The organism is Clostridium sp. 7_2_43FAA (assembly GCF_000158375.2).
Lineage (GTDB): Bacteria > Bacillota > Clostridia > Clostridiales > Clostridiaceae > Clostridium > Clostridium tertium.
The window spans coordinates 135,820-151,598 of the sequence record NZ_JH815221.1 but is presented as its reverse complement, the minus strand read 5'-3'; the positions used below and the strand labels follow the sequence as shown (position 1 = coordinate 151,598).

16 protein-coding genes are annotated in these 15,779 nt (G+C 26.8%); all 16 read right to left on the bottom strand.

The window, feature by feature from the left end; all coding sequences use genetic code 11:
• Positions 1-46: 46 nt before the first annotated feature.
• A complete protein-coding gene (locus CSBG_RS01510) occupies positions 47-613 on the bottom strand; it encodes a hypothetical protein (protein ID WP_008676439.1) in 567 nt (188 codons plus the stop codon).
• A gap of 399 nt (positions 614-1,012) precedes the next feature.
• Positions 1,013-1,813 carry a hypothetical protein gene (locus tag CSBG_RS01505; protein ID WP_008676437.1) on the bottom strand — a complete coding sequence of 267 codons (801 nt, stop codon included), beginning with the start codon at positions 1,811-1,813 and terminating at the stop codon, positions 1,013-1,015.
• Positions 1,797-2,120: a hypothetical protein gene (locus CSBG_RS01500; protein WP_008676435.1), complete on the bottom strand. Its 324-nt coding sequence runs from the start codon at positions 2,118-2,120 to the stop codon at positions 1,797-1,799. The genes CSBG_RS01505 and CSBG_RS01500 overlap by 17 nt, the downstream gene beginning before the upstream one ends.
• A complete protein-coding gene (locus tag CSBG_RS01495) occupies positions 2,120-2,434 on the bottom strand; it encodes a Mor transcription activator family protein (protein ID WP_008676434.1) in 315 nt (104 codons plus the stop codon). The genes CSBG_RS01500 and CSBG_RS01495 overlap by 1 nt, the downstream gene beginning before the upstream one ends.
• Before the next feature lie 1,566 nt (positions 2,435-4,000).
• Positions 4,001-4,351 carry a hypothetical protein gene (locus CSBG_RS01490; RefSeq protein WP_008676432.1) on the bottom strand — a complete coding sequence of 117 codons (351 nt, stop codon included), beginning with the start codon at positions 4,349-4,351 and terminating at the stop codon, positions 4,001-4,003.
• 19 nt (positions 4,352-4,370) lie between these two features.
• Positions 4,371-4,679 carry a DUF960 family protein gene (locus tag CSBG_RS01485; protein ID WP_008676430.1) on the bottom strand — a complete coding sequence of 103 codons (309 nt, stop codon included), beginning with the start codon at positions 4,677-4,679 and terminating at the stop codon, positions 4,371-4,373.
• 83 nt (positions 4,680-4,762) lie between these two features.
• Complete coding sequence (locus tag CSBG_RS01480; RefSeq protein WP_008676428.1) at positions 4,763-5,389, bottom strand: hypothetical protein; 627 nt, start codon at positions 5,387-5,389, stop codon at positions 4,763-4,765.
• Positions 5,390-5,464: 75 nt separating this feature from the next.
• Positions 5,465-5,770, bottom strand: coding sequence for a hypothetical protein (locus CSBG_RS01475; RefSeq protein ID WP_008676426.1), 306 nt, complete (start codon positions 5,768-5,770; stop codon positions 5,465-5,467).
• A gap of 19 nt (positions 5,771-5,789) precedes the next feature.
• Positions 5,790-6,128 (bottom strand): hypothetical protein, encoded by a 339-nt coding sequence (locus CSBG_RS01470; RefSeq protein WP_008676424.1) that lies wholly within the window; start codon positions 6,126-6,128, stop codon positions 5,790-5,792.
• Positions 6,129-6,312: 184 nt separating this feature from the next.
• Positions 6,313-8,370: an ABC transporter permease gene (locus tag CSBG_RS01465; protein ID WP_242825258.1), complete on the bottom strand. Its 2,058-nt coding sequence runs from the start codon at positions 8,368-8,370 to the stop codon at positions 6,313-6,315.
• Positions 8,336-9,118, bottom strand: coding sequence for an ABC transporter ATP-binding protein (locus tag CSBG_RS01460; protein ID WP_008676421.1), 783 nt, complete (start codon positions 9,116-9,118; stop codon positions 8,336-8,338). The genes CSBG_RS01465 and CSBG_RS01460 overlap by 35 nt, the downstream gene beginning before the upstream one ends.
• 93 nt (positions 9,119-9,211) lie before the next feature.
• Entirely contained in the window at positions 9,212-10,168 is a 957-nt protein-coding gene (locus CSBG_RS01455) for a sensor histidine kinase (protein ID WP_242825257.1), read from the bottom strand.
• 50 nt (positions 10,169-10,218) lie between these two features.
• Positions 10,219-10,887: a response regulator transcription factor gene (locus tag CSBG_RS01450; RefSeq protein WP_008676418.1), complete on the bottom strand. Its 669-nt coding sequence runs from the start codon at positions 10,885-10,887 to the stop codon at positions 10,219-10,221.
• A gap of 513 nt (positions 10,888-11,400) precedes the next feature.
• The gene (locus tag CSBG_RS01445; protein ID WP_035284861.1) at positions 11,401-11,679 is read right to left on the bottom strand and encodes a hypothetical protein; all 279 of its coding nucleotides are present in this window, start codon (positions 11,677-11,679) and stop codon (positions 11,401-11,403) included.
• Positions 11,680-11,870: 191 nt separating this feature from the next.
• A complete protein-coding gene (tetB(P), locus tag CSBG_RS01440; RefSeq protein ID WP_006440995.1) occupies positions 11,871-13,829 on the bottom strand; it encodes a tetracycline resistance ribosomal protection protein TetB(P) in 1,959 nt (652 codons plus the stop codon).
• The gene (tetA(P), locus tag CSBG_RS01435) at positions 13,813-15,075 is read right to left on the bottom strand and encodes a tetracycline efflux MFS transporter TetA(P) (RefSeq protein ID WP_006440994.1); all 1,263 of its coding nucleotides are present in this window, start codon (positions 15,073-15,075) and stop codon (positions 13,813-13,815) included. The genes tetB(P) and tetA(P) overlap by 17 nt, the downstream gene beginning before the upstream one ends.
• Positions 15,076-15,779: the final 704 nt, after the last annotated feature.

Sequence of the window (15,779 nt, the reverse complement as noted above, 5' to 3'; positions counted from 1 at the left end):
TTTTAATTTGAGATGACTTAGTAGAATCTAAGCCACCTTATAAATATTAAATTCCGATAAATTCCTCATATTCGTTACCTAATACAAGTTGATTTTCACATGCTTCTAATTGCTCATTATTTTCAGATTGATTTTCTCCCTTTAATCTCCTCTCATTCATCCTTTCTATATAGCCCATATTTATCTGACCTTCTTGTATTTTTCTTTCTTCCTGTAAACTATGAAATTCAAGAATCGCTTCTCCATCATCCAAGTTATAGATAGCCGTAATGTTTGGATAAGAATAATTCGCATTAATCTCATATGATATCTCTATCACAACTTCTGTATTTATTATTTGGTGGAATGAAAAATCTAAATAAACTTCTTCTACATTGATTTGTGAATCTATTGCCTTTAATAACTTATAGAAAAAAAATGTTCTCCATGGTGTTATTAACACATATTGCTTTACTAATGTTCCATCTTCTAACTCCATATATAAGTATCCTTGTTCAAATACCTGTTTATTTTTAGTTACCTTTTTACCTGTTGATTCAAAATGTACTATTGTACATCTATAGGGTCCTGCCATTAAATCTGCTCTTTTATTTTCTCTTATTAAGTAAGCCATATTTTTTTCCTCCCTTAATCAAAATCGGTACCGTAGTTAGATAATAATCCTACTTATCATATCTAATCAAATTCTCTAACTTTGATTACATTAAATTAGCTTTTTCTCAATTTTCCAATAAAAAAGAAGGTAATTTCCAAAAATTAAGCATAAGCTCTCTCTAGAGTTCCTTAACTAAAAAATTTTTAAAATTTTTACCTCTCAACTTCCTTGATTCCATTTTTGTAATTTAATGTAATTATTCCCTGCAAATTTATTCCTATTTAGTATTTGTTAATATTTTCAATCTTGTTTTTTCTCTTGTTTTCTACCATGTTTGATTATTACTTTCTATCATTTAACTATTTAATTTGAGATGATAAGTTATTATTAATAAAAAAAAGAGGTTTCCCTCTTTTTTTAATTTAAGCGTTTTATTTTGCCATCTGAATATACTCTATAGGCATCATTTAATTCATCTAGCTCTATTATGTAAACTCCTACATTATAATATTTTCTTCCCTCTTCATCATATTGTGGTGTTTCATCAACATCTACTCTAAGTGTATCTAAACCAGTTCTAAGACTATAGTCTTCTGCATACTCAATTGCTTTTTCTACAGTAAACTCATCATCTTGTTTCTTTATCTCTTCTTCCTTTTCACTCTTTTTTTGTCCATAATATAACTCTCTAGCTTGTAGCTCTAAATCCATCATAGTATTCTTATCTTTTTGACTTACTTTTTGCCAATCTAGAGTCTCCTTACTTAACTCCATAGCTTCCTCATATCTCTCTTCATCAATTAACCTTTGTACCTCATCAATTTTTTCTTTAAATTCTTCTCTAGTATTTTTTACATCTGATAATTCTTCTTTTAATTTATCTATTTTTTCTCTTGTTGGCTCATAATCTTTATAGCTTTTATCAATTTTATCTAACATTTCTTCTGCCCACTCTATATTATCATATAGATTAAGCTTATTAGAAACTTGCTCATATCCATAAGCTATACTCCATAATTTTTCAAACTCTCTGTTGTTAGTTTCACCAGCTTTATCTCTAAGTACATATTCAGCTTCGCTTATCTCTCCATTATTTAAATACTCTTTAGCTTTATTTATAATAACTTTTACTTCATTATTAGACTTACCTATTGACCCTATTACTATGAAAGCTACTATTGCTACTATTCCTATTATTATCCTATTGACCTTCTTCAACTTTTGTATCTCCTTCACCTTTTTTAGATTTAAATTTTTGATAACTAAATATTACAGCAGCAATTACTGCTCCTACTTTTATTAAGAACCATAAGACTGAAAAGAATCCTAGTATTATTCCTGAAAACCAGTTAACTATAAATGCACTTATTACACAGCATACTAACCATTCTCCAACCATTGCACCAAATCCTAGATACCATATTTCAAATATCGTATTTATTAATGCAAATATTCCTGTTCCAATTATTATTGTTGCTATTACTGCAATAGCTGTAGTTATTCCCCCTGCATCAAAGATATTCATTATTTCTTTTCTCCTCTCACATTTTTGTTTATTCCATTTTTATTTATTACTTTTTGTAACCAGTTACACGTGTATCCTAATTTTCTTGATATCTGTTTTAAGTTCTTTCCATCATAGTGCTTATTTAAATAATCAATTACATATTTATCTGAATATAATCTCATTGGAAATGTTATCTGTTGCCCTTTATAATTCTCATATACTTTTAGAGTTATATCATGTCCTAAAACTTCAACCATATCTTTATAGATACCCCTATAATTTTCACTTTTTCTACTCATATATTCTTTTTCAATCATCTCCTTTTCTTTCACATTAAATATTACCTCCTTTAAAAAGTTTTCATAAGATTGAAAATACAAGTGATTTTTCCTTGTAAAATCACTTATTTAATATAAAAAGAGTTAATGCTTCCTTTATTAGAAACATTAACTCTTTTCATATTTATAATATATATTTGACTACATCAGTTAAAACGGTTGATTTACTATTACTTTGTAGTTTTTATTTTGAGTGTTATTATTTATTCTCACTTTCTGAAATCTCTGTTTTCTAGTATGCTATTGTTGCTTTCTGATGTATTTATCTTTATTGGTAGATTGGATTTTTACCATCTCCTATTGTTATGATTTTATTATCTATTGTAACTTTATTAGACTTTCTTAATTCTATTGATGTCAATTATTATAAATTCTTATTATATTTACTTCTTATCAACTTATTGAAAATAACTTATCTACTCTTTTTATTGTTTATTATTGCTTATACCCTCTTTGTTCTTCTATATGCTTTCTTTTATTTTACATTTATAACTACTTCTATTATTATTTATTATCTATTTATTGGATTCTCTTAATTCTATTTGTATTAATTGATACAGTTATTATATCTTCTTGATTATATCGTTATATATTGATTATATTTTATTTATTTTATTTATCTTATTGTATCTATTTATTACTTATTATTGAAATTTATTAATCATTTATTTTTATTTATAATTATTCTTAATTATTTTATTTACTTATTCTTATTATTTTATATTTATTATTTTATTTTTATTGAAATAGATTTTTATTAATCTATTTCAATTCTTATTTTATTATAAGGCTTTAGCCCCCCTATCCCCCCGTTACTCTTTCCGAGTTCCAACTCCTTAGTTCCTATTCCCTAGTTCCAAGTTTCATTATTTTTATGTTTTATCATTTTCAATTCTTTTTATTTTTTAGTGAAATTAGTTTTTCCTATCACATATTATATGTTATGACTTATCCTTGATTTCAAGTGGAATTATTGAGCTTAGGATTTCCTGTACCTTCAACATCTTATCATCTTCCATGCCTTGTTATCCTAACTTGTATAGTTATGAAGCTATTATTTACTGATTTTTTCTTTATTGCTTACCATCTTATTTAGAAAACATTCAATTTATCCTCTCTTCGCAGTTTTTTATTCCTATGGCTACATTTCTTCACATTTTCTAAAATCTCTGTTTTCTGATGTGTTAACGTTGCTTTTTAGATGTACTTAGCTTGATTGTCGTTACAATTTTTCTCTTTATCCTACGCTCAAGATAAATTACCTCTTTACTTAGACTTCTTCTATGTCTTTCTAATCAATCTTATTTCTTCTGAAAATATCGTCACTATCGGTATATTGATACTACTATTACAACGATATTTTCTAGTAATTTATTATTGTTATAAAAAAAATTAGCTTATTATTATAATATCATCACAATTAAATTACTATTCTTATTAATTGTGATGATACCTTATTTCATACTACCTTTTACTTGTTGATTCTATTGAAGTGGCTACAACTGTTAGTATTGTTCCAACTACTTTTATTACTGTTATAATATCCATAACTTTCTCCTCCTATCTCTTATACGTGTATATGTATGAGTAACTATCTTTTACAGGTATTAACTTTATTACATACTTACCTTCTTCAAGTTCTATGTATACTAGAGTTTCTTTATCATAACCTGTACCATTACATAGCTCTACAACTTTATTGAATTCTTCTATCAATGTGAATTGAATGTAATTAAGTTCTTGTTGTAACTTCTTTAGGTCTATTAACTTCCTATCATTCATTTCAATTATTAACTCTCTAGGATTCCATTGGTTAGATAGCCTTCCATCATAGAAGTCGAACCTCATTACTCCAAGAAGTTCTTTGCTATCATACTTGAAATACTTTTCTTTACTTAGCTTATTCATCATTTACTTGAACCTCCTTCTATTAGTATTCTGATGGAAAAAGCATAGTAGAATATTCTCCACTATCTATTACATATACTTTAATCTCATCATCTATCTGAATATCTTCTAGCTCTATTTCATATATGCATGAGTATTCAGGAACTTCTTGGCTTTGATTTATTACAATTTTCTTTCCTTCTTTTCTTACCTTAAAAACCTGTAAGTAATCCAGTTCAACATTTCCCTCATCCTTTAACTTATCAATCATACTCCACATTATAAGTTGTAATCTTATATCTACTTCCTCATTTATACCTCTAGTTACATATCTATTGTCTTTCTTGAACATCTTTAGTTCTCTCCTTATTATTAGTTTTTCATCTCTATCTAAAAAGTAAAAAGGCTATACCTTATTAACTAAGATATAACCTCTTAACAATCTATTTCAGAATATAAATATTTATTATATTCATCTTCATATATAGTTTCTGGAACAAGTCCTAATAGTTCTTCAATATTATTTCCTCTAATTAAGTCATCTATTACCTCTTCCTTACTAGTTTTCTCTATCCAATATTCAACTAATGAATCTTTATCTATTAATGAATCAACATAAATCGCATCATCAAGCATATCATCTAATAATTCTATTGCAATATCTTTTAGATTAGCTGAGCTTTTATAAATTATGCTATAATCATCAATCATTACATAACCTTGTTCATCTAACTCATTACACCAATTAATAACATGACCTATTGTTAATTCTTCTAATCCATTACCTTTTAGATTTTGGTACATAGAAATTATCCTGTCATCAACTTCATTTTCTCCAATTTCTTTTGCTATCTTTATTGACCTGCTCCAATCATTTAGGAATTCCTCCTTTAGCTCTTCATTACTTATACTGTTTATTAATTTCTCTACGCTACTTATTTCTTCTGTTGTTATACTTTTATATTTATCTAATACCTTCTTAATTTCTCTTATTATATACTGCTGAATCATTGAAGAAACTTCTTCATTAACTGTAATGAACACATTATCTTTATTAAACATTTATACGCTCTCCCTCTATAATTTTTATTTAAATATAAAAAGCCTTAATCACTATCCTTATAGCAATTAAGACTTCTAAACTTGATTTATTTCTTGTTTTAACATTTCAATGAATCCTTCTGAAAAAACTTTCTCTCTTATCGACTCTTTTATTAGCTCTATTAGTTCTAGCTCTGTTACATCAAGACTTCGTGGAATGTATGTTTCATCATCTCTTCTAGTTGCCTTGTAGACACAGAATCTTACTTCATCTCTCTTTAGCTCCTTGATGTAAATTTTCTCTATTGAGTATGTGTACTCTCCCTCTCCAACTTTTCCTTGATTTATTATCTTACAGTATTTAGTTTCCTTGATTATCTTTTCTTCATTCTTCTTACCCATGTTATTCACTCTCCTTATCTTATTCTAGTAGGAGCTTAGAAAGTTCTTCTGTTGTTACTACTACAATTGCATAATCACTTGAAAGCAAAAATAGTGAAGAAGTCCAATCAACTCCTTCACTACATTTAATTATATCAGTATATTCTGGTATTAATCCTTGTAACTTCTCTTCTTTCAGTATTTCAATATCCACGATATTTTCTGCTATAACTACATATCCACCTAAGTCAGCTTCTACATCTCTATCCTCTCCATAGTTTTCATTTAGTATATCTATTGTTACTTTTATACTTTCTATTACTTCTGATGGTATATTATTTACCTCTAGTATTTGATTTTCTTTATAAACCTTCTTCATCATCAATCCTCCCTAAAATATAAAAACTTCTATATGCAATCTAATTACACATAAAAGTTTATTATAAGTAATGTCTTATTAAATATATTATTCTAAAATATAATATATATTTATATTTTAGATTTAGTTCTAAAATACAATTATTTATCAAAACTAACTACTAAAAGTAATTTACCAATTAGTTTTAATAATTAATGTTTCTTTTAAATGTATAATATGTTCCTATAAAGTAACAAATATAAATAACAATCATTAAAGCAACTCCAAAGATTATACTTAAAATAAATTCTATATTCCCAACAAAAACTGTAATTATATCATTATAAATTAGATAATAATTATATATAAATATAGCATCCCCAATCATTGCTATAACAATAGGCACTATGAAATATATGGAAATTTGTTTTAAAATAATCCTATTTATTTGATTTTCTTCAACACCTAATTTTCTAAGCACATTAAACCTATCTTTATGCTCAATAGAATCAGTAAGCTGGCTAAGTGATAAAATAGTTAAACTTATCATTAAAAGTACTATCCCTAAATATACTCCAAGAATTCTCATGGCTAAGGTTGTTGTTAAAATATTATTAATTTCTAGTGATTTGATTCTTATATCAATTACCCTATATGTTATGTCATTTTCATCACTATACTTTGTTACAAATTCAGAATTATTACTTCTAAACCAATTATAAATATAATTTTGTCTAAATTCATTAGCCTCTTCATATTTCATCTTATTTTCAATATTAGCAACAAAATTAGTTTCTATAAAGTCAAGGTTATCACATACTTCATCAGGTAAAATTATAATATTATCAGAATTAAAGTAAAAACCTTCTCCAATAGATTCCTTATAACTTGAATCTTGGCTAATATTATATGTTACTCCATTGATATTCAGCTTTGAATTTTTGCCTACATAATTATTTATTACTTCATCACTAACAGCATTATGCCATTGGGTTGTAAATTCCTTATCATTAAGTTTAATTTCATCATAGCCTAGCATGGTTCTTAATTTATTAAAATCACTTAGTTTTATTGCTAAAGTTGATTTAATATTATCATCGTGACTTATAATATATTTTTCTACCTGACAATAACTCTCTATGTCTTTCCCATTATTATTTAACCAGTCTACAATCTCACTATAATCTAATTTAGGAATTACTTTAATATCATCTATATTAGATTGAGCTAAAAAATTAGTACTATAATTATTTCTTATCTCTATATCATAAGGAACTCTCATATCTAAATATCCCATTGACCACTGAGACATTACAAGTGTCATTATAAAACTTATCATAGCACCTAAAAAAGTAATTGATATTGTAGCCATTAATATTGGAGCTGTCTTTACTTTAGATACTATTGCCCCTATTAAAAATAAATTTGTTCCTTCATATTTAAAATTAATGCATTTATTTTTTATATAAATCATAATATAAGCTATTGAATAAAATAATGCATAAGTCCCTATTATAAAAGTAATCAAAGATATTCCTATATACATCAATGATTTTACACTATAATCAATCTCTGAATTTATTAATTTAACAGTATAGCTACCACTAATAATATACATAATTATTGATACTACAAATATTGCTATATACACTTTGTTACTTCTTTTAAATTGAAATTCAACTTGTTTATGTGCATTTATCATATCTATAAGCTTTATTTTTCTTAAAACTATAACATTATACAGTCCAATTATACAAAACATAGATATAAAAAATATAAATGTAATTACTACTGTATCAGCATATAACTTTATACTAAAGACTACTTCCTGCTTTGCACTTATTAACACTATCGCTGTAATTGCTTGAGAAAATAAAGTTCCTACCAATATTCCTGTTATTATAGCTAAAAATCCTACTACAATTGTTTCAATAAAAAACATCAATGATACACTTATTTGTTCAGCTCCAAGTAACACATATGTGGCAAATTCTCTCTTACGTCTCCCTATCATATATTTATTAACATAAGCTATAAGTAAAATAAGAATTGCTGTAATCAAATAAGTTGAATACTGTAATATTATCTTTAAAGCTCTAAAGTTATAGGATTCTTCTGTAATTAATTCATAATCAGAACTAGAAAGCGATGTAATTGCATAAAACAAACTTACACATATTGCTATAGTTATAAAATAAATCAAATAATCTTTAATAGATTTTCTAACATTAGTTTTGGCTAGCTGAGCGTACATCTCTAACATCACCACCTAATAAAGCTACTACATCTAATATTTTATTGAAAAATTGTCGTCTTGTATTTGTACCTCTTACTAACTCTGTAAAGATTTTACCGTCCTTAATAAATAATATTCTATCACAATAGCTAGCCGTAAATGAATCATGAGTTACCATTAATATTGTTGCCTCTAAATCTCTATTTAAATTTGATATCATTTCTATTAACATTTGAGCCGCTTTTGAATCTAATGCACCTGTAGGTTCATCTGCTAATATAAGTTTAGGATTAGTTACTAATGCCCTTGCACATGCAGTTCTTTGTTTTTGTCCACCTGATACCTCATAAGGATATTTTGAAAGCAAATCTTCTATTCCTAGTTCTTTTGCTACGTTTATTACTTTATTATCTATCTCACTCTTTTTAGTTTTATTTATAGTTAGTGCTAAAGCTATATTTTCATGTATAGTTAATGTATCTAACAAATTAAAATCTTGGAATATAAAACCCAAATTTTCTCTTCTAAACTTAGCTATTTTCTTCTGGTTTATTTCAGTTAAATCTTTTCCATCTAGATAAATACTTCCTGCACTTACATCATCAATTGTAGCTATCAAATTTAATAATGTTGTCTTTCCTGACCCTGACGGTCCCATTACCCCTACAAACTCACCTTTTTTCACATTAAAGCTTATTCCATCAATAGCTTTAACTATATTCCCTTTATTTCCATAGTATTTTTCAATATTGTCTATTTTTAATACTTCATTCATTAATTATCACCTCAAAGATATTTTAACTTATATATCACATACTAGATTCGATTTAATATTACTTTTAGGTGACAATATTGTAACATTAGTAACTTAGAACTTACAAAAACTTCCCATAGGAAAAGTAATACTAACTTTTGTATAAGTATCTATTTCTGATTCTATACCTATTAATAGTCCTAATTTATCACACAATTTTTTACACAAATATAATCCAATCCCTGTAGATTTACTGTTTATACGACCTATATTCCCTGTAAATCCTTTTTCAAATATTCTCTCTATTTCATCTTTAGAAATTCCAATACCATTATCCTCAATAATTAATTTAGTCCCATTTTTAATTTCTTGTAAATAAATCTTAACTTTTGGATTTATGTTATTTCTATACTTTATAGAATTTACTATTATTTGATTTAAAATAAATTCAAGCCACTTACTATCACAATATACCTCTGTGTCTATGTCTTCAATTTCTATATCAATATTATTTAAAATAAAGCCTTGCTTATTTCTTGTAATAACGTTGTTTACACAACTCTTAAGACTTATCTCCTTTACAAGATAATCTTTATCAACATCTTCACTTCTTGCATAAAATAAAGCTTGCTCCACATATCTATCTATTTCTTCCAGTTGCATAAGTATTGCTGAACTGTTAGCATTTCTATTATTTTCTTCAATTAATTTAATAAGAGAAATTGGTGTTTTTACTTCATGAATCCATTGTTCTATATACTCTTTATAATCCTTTAATCTTAATTTTTCTTTATTAATCTCTTCCCTCATTGCTTTACTAGATTTTTTCAAAAGGAAATAATAGGGCTTTGCCTCAATAAAAGGTGGTACCTCTAATACCTCACTTATTAAATACTTTTTATCTATATTGCATATACACTTTTCTACAAAGATAAAATAATCTTTTCTTTTTATATAGGCGATAATCAAATATCCAAATAAAACACACCCCCAAATTACTGCTATAATTATTAATGGTTTTAATTCATTGTCTATGCTTAAAAGAAACACTTCTAAAAATATTAAAGACATGATATTTAACAATATATTTCCTATGTTATATTTTAGATACTCTTTAAAATTCATATTATATAACCCTGTCCTCTTTTAGTTTTAATAAAATCCTTTAATCCTATTTCTTCAATTTTATTTCTTATTCTTGTTATATTTACTGTAAGAGTATTATCATTTACAAACATAGAGCTATCCCATAAGTATTCCATAATTTCTACTCTAGATACTATCTTTTCTTTATTTATTAATAAGTAATACAATATTTTCATTTCATTTTTTGTAAGCTCTTTACTATTTCCCTTATACTCAATAGTACTTGATAGAATATTTAACTTTAACCCATTGTACTCAATAATATCTAAGTTAGAATCATTAGGATAAGCTCTTTTTATTAAGGCATTTATTCTAGCTAAAAGTATTTGGGTATTATATGGCTTTGTTATATAGTCATCTCCACCTAAGGTGATTGCCATAAGCTCGTCTATATTGGTATTTCTACTTGTTATAAAAATTATAGGCACCTTTGAAAAGCTACGTATCTCTGTACATAATTTAAATCCATCATCACTTGGTAGATTTATATCTAATAATACTAAATCTGGACTATCATCTTTTACCATTTTAGGTATCTTATCAAAATCTTTTGGTTTTAAAACTGAATAACCATTTATGGTCAATAAATTCCCAATTTCATTTTGAAGTTGTTCATTATCATCTATTATCATTATCGTAATCATATTTTTCTCCATTAATTTTTATCTTACTTCTATATATAGTACTAATATTTTATTATACCATATTATTCTATTTTTTATAAATATAACTTTCTTATTTTAATAACCTTTATTATTTTATTCTGGACAAAAAAACTCTTACCTGTATATTTAAATACAAACAAGAGTTTTAATATCTTATAACATTATTATATTTACAATTTCAGTAAAAACCTCACTTATTTATGGTACGGTTCTCCGTTACACCTCCAAAGGAGCACGTTTTACTTTAATTGTTCTAAAGCCTTATATTTTTTAAGCTCTTTCATAAGTTCTTTCTCTATTTCTTTATCTAAATATCTCCTTGGAATTATATGAGCTACAAATCCACTTATATATAAGGATCATATCTTCGTAAACTTTTACATCTTTTATACTTTCTAACGATACTGTTTCTGATATAGAATCCCCTTTTACTACTATTGTCCCATCAATAATTTCTAAAGTCTTACTTCCAAATATTGATGAATTATCTCCTTAACTTATGAGTTTATCAGTTTCTTTAGCTACTAATTTTTTGTATTGCTTAGGATATGTTAAAATCCAAATGACTAAAAAAACTATCGCTACTATAATCCAATATATACTCGGTTGATTAAATATCCCCGTTCCTGTAAAGTAGATTGGTATAGAAAGTATTATGGGTACAGCATATCTAAGTATGTTAAATGTACTTTTCTGTGATTTCGAGTTTTCTAAATGATGTAAATTGAAGCTTATATAGTCATCTTTTGTTATTTTAAAGTCGATTTTCATTTGTGCCGTCCCCTTATTATTAAAAACTTTATTTACATTATATTACAAATTTCAAGCACTTACAATTAAGCATAGTAACATGAAAAAAGGAAGGGTCTTCATCTTCTTCAGACGACCCTTCCTTTACTTTTAGGCTTTGAATGTCTTATATTTAAATCCTACATATAAAAATTTAACTTATCTATTTAAATTTAATCTCTAATTGCGTTTAGTTTATGAAGCAAATACTCTTTTTTATTCAATGGATCATACGTTGTTTTTTTGCGTGCTTTTGAAAATTCAGCTGAAGCTTCCTTATACCCATAAAATTTTGTCACAAACATTCCTCTACCTTCTGTATATGAAGCTATTTTCATTTTATATTCTTTTGAATTTTCTACTGGAATTAATCCCTTTATTGAGAATTCATCCCCTATAACAATAGGATTATCAAAGGTTGCCCTCATAGTTTCTAAATCCCATACCGCTTTGCTTAAAGCATTTTGAGGAATCTTTAACTCAAACTCATGTAATGGCTCTAATAAAACAGTTTGTGCTTTATATAATGCTTCCATGAATACCATAGGTGTCACATTTCTAAAATCTGCTGGAGTGCTGGCTGGACTAAAAAATTCACCACAGCTAAGAGTGACTTTTACATCTGTAACCTCCCATCCAAATAATCCTTGTTTACTTGTCTTAATAACTGCTTCTTCAATTGCATTTTGAAAAGATTTTGGCAATGACCCTACTGAAACATTAGAAATATACCTAAGACCTTCGCCTCTCCCTGCTGGTTCTATTTCTAAGCCTACTGTCGCCCAAAATGGATTTAAGTCTTCCTGCATATGCATTATTGACGCTCCAAAACCTTTAGGTGTTTCCTTATAGATAGTCTCAATATTCGAAAACTCTACTTTTATTCCATATAAATCATCTAACATGGAACTTAGTATTTCCATTTGAACTTCACCGAATAAGTTGACATAAATTTCTTTATCTATGTCATTCATCTCTAATTCTAGTAGTGGATCTTCCTCTGCAAGTAATGTTAATGCTTTAAATAGCTCTGGATTTTTTTCTTTATCAATTGCAGAAATTGTTGTTTTTAATGCTGGTTTAGCTATAGATATATTTTTAATTTTATCATTTGAAATTCCAATAACATCTCCCACTTGGAAACTTGTAAGTCCATATAAAATACCTATATCCCCTGCTTCTATCCTCTGTGCTTCAACAACTCCCCCATTTTCTAACCTATTAATTTTCTTTACTTTTTCTGCTATCTCCTTATTAGGTACTTGAATTTTATCTCTTACAGATATTTTTCCTCCAAATAATCTTACATAAACCTTCTTTTCATTTTTACTTGTTCTTTCGATTTTAAATACTACTCCAGATAAATCACTTTCACAATCATCACCTGCAAATGGAAAATAACTACAAATTCCATCTAATAAGTCTTCAACTCCAAGTCCAATTGCTGCCGCACCACAAAATACTGGATATAGACTTCCTTCACTTGCATATAATGAAAGCTTTTCTTGTATTTCTTCTTTATCAGGTTCTATTCCACCAATATATCTTTCTAAAAATGCTTCGTCTAAGTCTGATAAAACATCAATAGCATCATCATTTATCATGCATGTATCAAATAGTTTTTTTATATAAACAGCTTTGCTTCCTACATCATATACTTCTTGTAATCTAACTACTTTATTGGACATATTCTTCTTTATATCTTCAAATACTTTATTGAAATTTGCCCCAATTCTATCTAGCTTATTTACAAAAATTATTGTTGGAATGTTTAACTCCTTTAATGTCTCAAATAATATTCTTGTTTGTGACTGAATACCCTCTACTCCTGATATAACTAGTATCGCTCCATCTAAAACACTTAATGAACGTTCAACTTCCGAAATAAAATCCACATGTCCTGGAGTATCAACAATATTAACCTTGACATTATTCCAATTAAAAGATATGGTTGATGATTTAATGGTAATCCCTCTCTTACGCTCAAGCTCCATAGAATCCGTCTGTGTATTGCCTAAATCAACTCTTCCAACTGATTTTATAGCTCCACTATAATATAATAAGTTTTCTGTTATAGTTGTTTTTCCTGCATCCACGTGTGCTACGATTCCTATATTAATTATTTTCTTCATAATCAATACCTCCAACTCTATCAACCACCTTTTTATCCATTATCATAGCAACAATATATAACACTAATACCGGTGTTACTAATAACGAAGTACATGCTATACCCATACTCACTGAAATATTTGTAGCTATGATTCCTATAATTGGTCCACCTAAAATTTGACCTAAGGAATTTATTTGTCCATTTATAGAAAGTACAGTAGATCTGGCCTTGTCATCTATATGTCCATTAAGCCATGCACTAAATATAGGTTCATTTATAGTTCTAAAGGTACTTGTCGCTAAATAAGCTATTAGCATTAAGTTAAATCTTTTTGTAATAGCAAATATGAACATAAATGATATATAAAATATATTTATACATAATAACAGCTTTCCATTTTTATTCTTATCATCATCCTTAAGCTTCTTTTCCATAAAATGCATTACTATAGCACTCAATATCATTCCTGCAATTCCAAAAATTCCGAACCAAGTCACTGGTTTAAGGTTTCCAAGTTTAGGAAGCATAGTATCTTGTAAAAAATGCATATTAGAAAGTCTATCATAACCTTCACTGGATAATCCATAAAATAAAGTTACTGAAAGCAAAATTATAATTATAGGTTTATTTTTTATAAATTTAAGACCAGATTTAAAGGTATATCCCATCTTTTTAAAAGTATTTAAATCCTCTGGAGCAGATGATTTAAAATTATTTTCTGGCATATATAACCATAAAAATAATGCAAGAATTATAAATAAGACTCCACTAACTATAATAGGTAGTCTTACAGATAAATTAGCTATTACAGTGCTTAGTACTATTCCAATAACCGATCCTATCTGTCCTGCTTGTGCTCCCTTTATATAAATTTTATCCAAATCTTTATCTTTCTCTTCTTCCGCAATCCAAGCTTCAACAGATCCACTAATAAAAGTAGAACCTAATCCCCATACAATCTGTGCTACAAGTACGAAAACGAAACTAGAAATAGAACCTTCTAAAATAAATCCCACTCCTGTTAAAACTACACCAATAACAATAGATAGTTTACGACTGTACACATCTGCAACTATTCCTGTAGGAATTTCAAATATAAAGCATGCTACTTCTAAAGTAGTTCCAACAAGTATAAGCTGAAGTGGATTTAAATGCACCGTTTCAATGTGATACACTATCATAACTGTAGCTACTAGTGAAAAACACATTGCTGTAATAGCTGAAAATAATAAATAAGTTTTATATGCTGAAAGTTTATTAACCATTAATAATCACCATCCTAGTATTTTTAAAAAAATTTATTTGTTTTTCATAATCTTCATATTTAAATATATAAATCATCAAAATAATCTCCTTAAATAAAAAAAGCTGTAAGTGAACATAATTCACTTACAGCCTCATAATTATATAACCTAAATATAAACATGAAATATACAACTTTAATTTATATAACTTATGATTAAGCTATGCAAATTAAAGTCTTATATCATATCTATAAATATAGTAAAAATAGGCATAAAAATACCGTGTTTAGAACACAGTTTTCCTATTCTTCAAATAAAGATGTAATATGCTCATTATAATACTGATTATTTTTAGAGTACACAAATAGACATGGTAATATCAATATTATTAATAATTGTTTCTACCACAAATAAACCTTGAGTTATCCAAGATTTTTTTCATATACTTTTTAAAATAATCCTTATTCAGTTAGTTTAGTTAAAAACTACCTCTTTGCGCATATTTACATCTCCTTTACATTTATATTTTTCATGTTTATATTTTAGTATAATTACATTATATATAAACTTTTATTTTTTTTCAATACTTTTATATTCATATTTATCCAAATTCAATTGAAACTTTATTACTTCAAATAACTTATATACACAAAAGAATAACTACTAACTTTAACCTAAATCTGAAATGAATATAAAAAATATATTTGTGGAATGTTTTACAATTT

Excerpts from the sequence above, each read along its gene's own strand:
- CSBG_RS01510 (WP_008676439.1), bottom strand. The coding sequence starts at position 613 with ATGGCTTACTTAATAAGAGAAAATAAAAGAGCAGATTTAATGGCAGGA.
- CSBG_RS01500 (WP_008676435.1), bottom strand. The coding sequence starts at position 2,120 with ATGAATATCTTTGATGCAGGGGGAATAACTACAGCTATTGCAGTAATA.
- CSBG_RS01490 (WP_008676432.1), bottom strand. The coding sequence starts at position 4,351 with ATGATGAATAAGCTAAGTAAAGAAAAGTATTTCAAGTATGATAGCAAA.
- CSBG_RS01485 (WP_008676430.1), bottom strand. The coding sequence starts at position 4,679 with ATGTTCAAGAAAGACAATAGATATGTAACTAGAGGTATAAATGAGGAA.
- CSBG_RS01480 (WP_008676428.1), bottom strand. The coding sequence starts at position 5,389 with ATGTTTAATAAAGATAATGTGTTCATTACAGTTAATGAAGAAGTTTCT.
- CSBG_RS01475 (WP_008676426.1), bottom strand. The coding sequence starts at position 5,770 with ATGGGTAAGAAGAATGAAGAAAAGATAATCAAGGAAACTAAATACTGT.
- CSBG_RS01470 (WP_008676424.1), bottom strand. The coding sequence starts at position 6,128 with ATGAAGAAGGTTTATAAAGAAAATCAAATACTAGAGGTAAATAATATA.
- CSBG_RS01465 (WP_242825258.1), bottom strand. The coding sequence starts at position 8,370 with ATGTTAGAGATGTACGCTCAGCTAGCCAAAACTAATGTTAGAAAATCT.
- CSBG_RS01460 (WP_008676421.1), bottom strand. The coding sequence starts at position 9,118 with ATGAATGAAGTATTAAAAATAGACAATATTGAAAAATACTATGGAAAT.
- CSBG_RS01455 (WP_242825257.1), bottom strand. The coding sequence starts at position 10,168 with ATGTCTTTAATATTTTTAGAAGTGTTTCTTTTAAGCATAGACAATGAA.
- CSBG_RS01450 (WP_008676418.1), bottom strand. The coding sequence starts at position 10,887 with ATGATTACGATAATGATAATAGATGATAATGAACAACTTCAAAATGAA.
- CSBG_RS01445 (WP_035284861.1), bottom strand. The coding sequence starts at position 11,679 with ATGAAAATCGACTTTAAAATAACAAAAGATGACTATATAAGCTTCAAT.